The organism is Aedoeadaptatus coxii, assembly GCF_001553115.1.
In the GTDB taxonomy this organism is placed as follows: Bacteria; Bacillota; Clostridia; order Tissierellales; family Peptoniphilaceae; genus Aedoeadaptatus; species Aedoeadaptatus coxii.
The window spans coordinates 8,292-13,444 of the sequence record NZ_KQ960174.1 but is presented as its reverse complement, the minus strand read 5'-3'; the positions used below and the strand labels follow the sequence as shown (position 1 = coordinate 13,444).

At 48.9% G+C, this 5,153-nt stretch carries 4 protein-coding genes; 1 reads left to right on the top strand and 3 read right to left on the bottom strand.

Annotated features, from left to right (window positions below; translation table 11 throughout):
- Positions 1–103: 103 nt before the first annotated feature.
- The 3 genes from HMPREF1863_RS04465 to HMPREF1863_RS04455 are packed head-to-tail and all read right to left on the bottom strand — an operon-like array spanning position 104 to position 3,626.
- Positions 104–946: a DegV family protein gene (locus HMPREF1863_RS04465; protein WP_068367780.1), complete on the bottom strand. Its 843-nt coding sequence runs from the start codon at positions 944–946 to the stop codon at positions 104–106.
- Positions 943–2,289 carry a phosphoglucosamine mutase gene (glmM, locus tag HMPREF1863_RS04460; RefSeq protein ID WP_068367778.1) on the bottom strand — a complete coding sequence of 449 codons (1,347 nt, stop codon included), beginning with the start codon at positions 2,287–2,289 and terminating at the stop codon, positions 943–945. The genes HMPREF1863_RS04465 and glmM overlap by 4 nt, the downstream gene beginning before the upstream one ends.
- The gene (locus HMPREF1863_RS04455; protein WP_232300114.1) at positions 2,286–3,626 is read right to left on the bottom strand and encodes a CCA tRNA nucleotidyltransferase; all 1,341 of its coding nucleotides are present in this window, start codon (positions 3,624–3,626) and stop codon (positions 2,286–2,288) included. Before HMPREF1863_RS04455 ends, glmM begins: the two co-directional genes overlap by 4 nt.
- Positions 3,627–3,749: 123 nt before the next feature.
- On the opposite strand from HMPREF1863_RS04455, the gene HMPREF1863_RS04450 reads away from it, so the two are divergent.
- On the top strand, positions 3,750–4,607 hold the full coding sequence (locus tag HMPREF1863_RS04450; RefSeq protein ID WP_068367774.1) for a hypothetical protein: 858 nt from the start codon (positions 3,750–3,752) through the stop codon (positions 4,605–4,607).
- Positions 4,608–5,153: the final 546 nt, after the last annotated feature.

The window sequence follows — 5,153 nt, the reverse complement described above, 5'->3', positions numbered from 1 at the left end:
GGTTTGGTTCTTTCAAATTTTCCTTTTGCCATAATATTCCTCCTAAAATTTCGCACAATATATAAGTGTATGTTACCCCAATTTATAGTAAAATGCAAGAATTTTACAGCGCGACGACGATTCCGCCGTAATCGGCGTAGGCGCTCGCCAATCCTTTGGTTTGAACCATGAGGATTTTTGCGTTTTCAATTTCTTCCTGCAGGCGTTTACTCAACATTTCTGCCTTATCTTCCGCATGGGAGTAGCAGATGGTAATAAGATCGGCGCTCTTTTCTTTGGAAAGTTTAATGAGCTCGTCGCCGAGACGCATGAGACTTTTCTTGAATCCCCGATTGATTTGATGTAAGGCGATGGAGCCGTGTTCGCTCCTCATAATGGGCTTCATATTTAAAACATTGACGGCTTTTCCCGCCAGTTTGGGAATGCGGCCGTTTTTAATGAGATTATCCATGCTTTCCAATATAAAGAAGGTGTTTTGCTCTTCCACATAGTCCTCGATGGCCTTTTGCGCTTCGTCGAATGTTTTGCCCTCCTGAATCCACTGATACAGTTTGGACACCACATTGCTCGTGCCGGCGGAAGCGGATTTAGAATCGATGAGGGCGATTTTTTTATGGGGATGTTCTTCCAACACGGCGTGAATGCCGCTGGCTGCAGCGTTGTGGCTTCCCGAAAGTTTCGATGAAATGGTGACGACAAAGCATTCGTCGGCATCTGCCGATTCGATGGCCTCTTTAAAATGGAAGGGCGAGGGGCACGCTGTTCGTATAGGTTCTTTCGTTTCCTTCATGTCCCGATAAAGGCTCTCCAGATCCAAATCGTAGGTGTCGATGTAGCTCGTGCCGTTGGCATCGATTGTAAAGGGAACGTAGATTATTCCCATGGCCTCCGCTTCGTCCCGAGTGAAATCGGCGGATGTGTCGCAGACAATGGCTATTTTTTTCATCTCAGTTCCTCCTCAATGTAGCGCGCCAGGGACTCGGCTTCTTGCTCTAACACCGCCTGATCTTTTCCCTCGATCATGACGCGCACCACAGGTTCCGTACCCGACGGGCGAATGACCACGCGGCCTTCCCCTTTAAATTTTCCTTCCACTTCGGCAATGCGCTTTTGAATGCCCTCGTGGGTTTCGTAGCTTTTCTTTTTCTCGTTGGCCACTGTGGCGTTGACGAGCACTTGAGGATAAGACGTCATAAGGTCGTTTAGTTCGCTCATGGGCTTGTCGGTATGCTCCATCACTTCCAGTAAATGAAGGCCTGTGGCCAAGCCGTCGCCGGTGGTATTGTTTTTAATGAAGATAATATGGCCCGATTGCTCGCCGCCCAAAACATAATGTTTTTCGCGCATGGTTTCCAGCACGTAGCGATCGCCGACTTTCGTCTTCACGAGGCCTGCGCCGATGGATTCCAAATAGCGATCCAAGCCGATGTTGCTCATGATCGTACCCACGACGGTGTCTCCCGTCAGTTCGCCCTTTTCTTTTAGACCCGTGGCGCAGACAGCGAGGATGTGATCGCCGTCCATGACCCTGCCTTTTTCGTCGACGGCGATAATGCGGTCGGCGTCGCCGTCGAAGGAGAAGCCCACGTCGGCGCCTGTTTCTTTTACAAGCTCGATGATTTTTGAAGGATCCGTCGAGCCGCAGTGATCGTTGATGTTTTGGCCGTCCGGGTAGATGTTAATGGCCGCCACATTGGCGCCGAGGCGGGTCAACACTTTTTCCGCCACATCGGAAAGGGCACCGTTGCCGCAGTCGATGGCAATGGTAAGATCGTCGAGAGGTCGGTCGATTAAACTTACGAGGTAATCTTCGTAATCGTCGATGCCGCGGAAATCTTTTCGCTTCGTGCCGATGGCCATGCCCGTAACAGGTTTCGGTTCCCAATTGGGATCCAGGAGTTTTTCCTCGATTTCTTCTTCCACCTTGTCGGGCAGTTTAAATCCTTCCGAGGAAAAGATTTTAATGCCGTTATATTCGTAAGGATTGTGGGAAGCGGAAATGACAATGCCGAGAGCCGCACCGTAATGACGTACGAGATAGGCTACCCCCGGCGTGGGAATGACGGAAAGGTTGACGCAATCCACGCCTCCCGCCATAAGGCCTGTGGCGATGCCCATGGAAAGCATGGTGCCGGAGTGTCGGGTGTCTCTTCCCGTTAAGACGAAGGGCTCTTCGACGCCCGTTTCGTGAATGCGTTCGGCGAGAATGCGACCCAATTTTACAGCGAGCTCCGGTGTTAGAAAGCTACCCGCGATGCCGCGAATGCCGTCGGTTCCAAATAATTTCATTGCTTCTTCCTTTCCTCGTATCGTCTCTTGGCGTAATCGAGCCAGTGTGCTTTATCGTTTACTTCCGGATGATCCAAAAGCATATCTTCCATTTCCCGTAATATTTCCCCCATCAAGGGGCCGGGCTCTATACCCAATTCCATGAGATCCCTGCCGCTCACGGCGAGATCCCGTCTCTTGGGAATCCCCGCTTCCATCAGTTCGCGAATACGCATTTTTCGCTCCGTCAAAAGGGAAATATCCCTCGCGCCGTAAGTACACGCCATATCCGCCGCCATAAGATCGTATAAATCTAAAATATACTCCTCCCCGACACGGCGAATTTGTCGGCGAAGGGCTTTATCCGTCATGACATCGTGGACTTTCATATGCTCTTTAATCAAGATACCCACTTCTTCTTGCAAAGCCTTCGTTTCTTTTAGATTTTTCAAAATCCGACGCGCCGTTTCCGCGCCCTTTTCGTCGTGGCCGAAAAAATGCCCTACACCCTTGTCGTCGACGGTGAGGGTGCTCGGCTTTTCCACATCGTGAAAAAGAGCGGCGTAGCGCAGGGCAAGCTTCCTCGGCGCGTGATCCACTACGCAAAGAATATGATCGAAGAGCGTTTTATCGTGATGAGGGTTGCGCTGATCGTAGCCCACTGTGGCCACAAGTTCCGGAAATAAAATAGAGAGAACCCCAGTAGCTTCCATGGTGTAAAGCACTTTGGAGGGCTTTTCCAAAAGGAGAATTTTCCCCATTTCATCGGCGATACGCTCTTTCGAAAGCAAGCGGAGTCGCTCTTTTTCAGCTCTAATTGCCGCAAGAAGATCCTTATCCATGGCGAGACCGAGCTGGCCGCTGAAACGAAAGGCGCGCAAAATACGCAGGGCATCTTCTTCCAGCCGACGCTTGGGATCGCCGACGGCTTGCAATATACCCCGCTGTAAATCTCCCCTTCCGTCGAAGGGATCCACGATGCCCTCTTCCGGCGAATAGGCCATGGCGTTCACGGTAAAATCCCGACGCTTCAAATCGTCGATTAAATTCGGCGTAAAGGAAACCCCCTTTGGTTTTCTGCCGTCTTCATAATCGCCGTCGATTCGAAAGGTAGTAATTTCCACGGGACCTTCGGAGGTCATAACGCCGATGGTACCGAATTTTTCCCCTTCCCGAAAGGTGGTGTAATCGGGAAAAAGATTTAAAATCTCTTCCGGCAAAAGGGGCGTCGTCAGATCGTAATCGTGAGGCTCTTTCCCCATGACGAAATCCCGAACGGCGCCGCCAACCACATAAATCGAAGCGTTTCGCTCACGGAAACGCACCATAATATCTTGAACAGCACTTGGTAAATACATAGAGTTATTATATCACTTTCTACGGTATTTTTCTTAACTCCCCTCGCTCTCTCCCTTCCCTATGGTATAATCGACACAAGAGAAATAAAAAACGAAAGATCGTCAAATGGACGGAGGTAAAGGATGAAATGGTTTAAATTAATACCTGTTTTAGCACTTGCCGTAGCGTTAATCGGTTGCGGCAAAGGAGATAAAAGTGCGTCGATCAATGGCAACGCCGACAGCACCATGATGGCCGCCCAAAAAAATAAAAACAGCGCCGACAACAACGACGGCGAATACGATCCCGTCGGCGACCGCGAACGGGAAGAAGCTAAGCTTTTTGAAAGCGACAACTCCAAAACCCGTTATGCCGCATTGGAAGATGCCAGCGATTATATTTCCCTCGTTGAACTTTCCTCCGATGCCGGCGGCGGCGTATCCTTGAAGTTTATTAAAAACTACAAAGGGGCTCTCAGCACCATCGAGCTCAAGACGCCGAAATCTCTAACGCCCAATCAAGAATACATCGTCTTTTACCGGGATACGCCGGAAGGCGACGTACGCCCCACCCACGATACCTACGCTTTTTATAAAGTAGACGGCAGCGACGACGAATTGCTCCGCTATTTCGAAAAGAAATACGACGAACGCTACTCGGCAAAAGATGAAAAGACATCCAAGTCCTCCAAGGATAAGGATAAAGATACCGCCGAAGCGGGCAGCGCGTCCACCTACGATTCTACGGATAAAGACGCCGCCGACACGACGAAAAGCTCGAAAGAAAGCACAAAAAGCGGCGAATCCTCGAGCAAGAGCAAGAGCAAGAGCAAAAGCACGTCCAAGACGAGCAAAGACAGCGACGAGAAAAGCTCGACGAGCAAAAGCACCACAAGTACAAAAAGTACCAAAAGCGGCACAAGTACCAAAAGCACTAAAAGTACCAAAGGCAGCAGCTCGAAAAAACAATCCACCAAACGATCGACAAATTTAGAAAATTAAAACATCAAAAAAGGAAGCGAGATGTAATATCCGGCTTCCTTTTTAATTGGAAAAATACATTCACACACAAAACTTCTTTTTAATTCGGTTTCATACAACCCGAGAACCATGTCGCGGGGAAGGGGAAAGGGCTCAGAGGCAAAGGCCGCATTTCCCCTTCCCCGCGGACCCCAACCCCATTCTGGCCAGCACTATAATGAAAAATGCCTACGGCATTTTCTCCATCTTATGCTGCTCAAGCAGAAAGATACTCTTTTCAGTTATTCAAGAGATATTCAAAATAATTGCCTGAAACAGAGCATCTATCTCCGCAACACAGCCCAGTACAATCGAAGCCCGTTAGGGCTTCGCACCGCTAAAAAGCGTTAGGGTGGAAAGGATTGGGGTTTCAGGGGAAAGGAAAGAGGGCGATTCGCAACGCCCTATTCCTTTCCCCTGAGAAATATTTTTGAATGAATGATTTACTTTTTCAAAATATATTTTTCAGAATAAATTTTTAAAAAATACATTCACGCACAAAACTTCTTTTTAATTCGGTTTCATACA

What these genes read in the sequence shown, in the direction of transcription:
- HMPREF1863_RS04455 (WP_232300114.1), bottom strand. Translation starts at nt 3,626, where the DNA reads ATGTATTTACCAAGTGCTGTTCAAGATATTATGGTGCGTTTCCGTGAG.
- HMPREF1863_RS04465 (WP_068367780.1), bottom strand. Translation starts at nt 946, where the DNA reads ATGAAAAAAATAGCCATTGTCTGCGACACATCCGCCGATTTCACTCGG.
- HMPREF1863_RS04450 (WP_068367774.1), top strand. Translation starts at nt 3,750, where the DNA reads ATGAAATGGTTTAAATTAATACCTGTTTTAGCACTTGCCGTAGCGTTA.
- glmM (WP_068367778.1), bottom strand. Translation starts at nt 2,289, where the DNA reads ATGAAATTATTTGGAACCGACGGCATTCGCGGCATCGCGGGTAGCTTT.